This window comes from Faecalibacterium sp. Marseille-Q0746 (genome assembly GCF_017377595.1).
Taxonomy (GTDB): Bacteria; Bacillota; Clostridia; order Oscillospirales; family Ruminococcaceae; genus Faecalibacterium; species Faecalibacterium duncaniae.
Genome location: NZ_JAFREI010000051.1, coordinates 1 through 1,024, shown reverse-complemented (window position 1 = coordinate 1,024; position 1,024 = coordinate 1). Strand labels below are relative to the sequence as shown.

Here is a 1,024-nt window from a genome sequence, read left to right as displayed (position 1 = left end):
TGGCTTTCCGCTTCAAGTAGTTCTGGTGGAGCCTGTCCTTGCGTTCCTCACGCTTGCGGATTTCCTCTAATTCCTCCGGGGTAAGCTCCACTTCGCCAAACGCAGGGGGAACGAAACGACCCACGAAATTGAAGTAAATCTCGACCTCCTGTGTGGTCTGAATACTGCCCTTGCGGTCACGCTCATGCACAAGGATTTTCTCAATAAACTCATTGAGCATGGCAATCGTCAGCTTGTCGAAGTTCTCATACTTGTCAATCAGAGCGATAAAACGGTCAGCGTCCTTTTCGTGCTTCTCGTAGCTCTTGATAGCCTTTTCCAGAACAGAGATTTCAGCGGTAAGCTCGGTCTGCTCCTTTTCATATTGAGCGTCCAGAGTGGCATATCTGCTGTCAGACAGCTTTCCTAAAATGTTGTCCTCATAGATTTTGCAGAGCAGGACTTCCAGCTCGGAAACTCTTTGCTTTGCGGTGGCAAGGCGTGTCCGCTGTTTCTTGACCTCTGCCGTCTGCTGGCTGGACTGCGCTTCCTGCACCACTCGGACAAACTCGGCTCTGTCATGCTTCGCATACTCGGCAATAGCTTTGAGCATTTCGGAAACAAGGGACAGTACCACATCTTCATTGATACGGTGCTGTGTCGTGCAGAGCTTTCCAACTGGGACTTTGCTGTATTGGGAACAGGTATATTGAGAAATACGCTTGCCGTTGTTGGTACGGTGGACATACATCTTGCCGCCGCAATCGGCACAATAAAGCAAGCCTGTGAGGGGAGCTGCTTCGCCCCAGCCGTCCGGGTAGCGTCTGACATTCCCACGGATTTTCTGCACAAGGTCAAAGGTCTGCTGGTCAATGATAGCTTCATGGGTATTCTCGAAAATTGTCCATTCGTCCTCCGGGACATAATGGCTTTTCTTGTCCTTGAAGTGCTTTCGGGTCTTGAAGTTGATGGTGTGTCCCAGATATTCACGCTTTTCAAGAATGTTGCAGATGGTGGAAGAACCCCAGCCGTACACATCTTTGAA

General features: G+C 49.9%; 1 protein-coding gene. It reads right to left on the bottom strand.

The annotated features are described in order from the left end of the window. A partial coding sequence (locus J3351_RS13990) for a DUF4368 domain-containing protein (RefSeq protein WP_207697998.1) occupies nt 1–1,024 on the bottom strand: 1,024 nt, incomplete at both ends.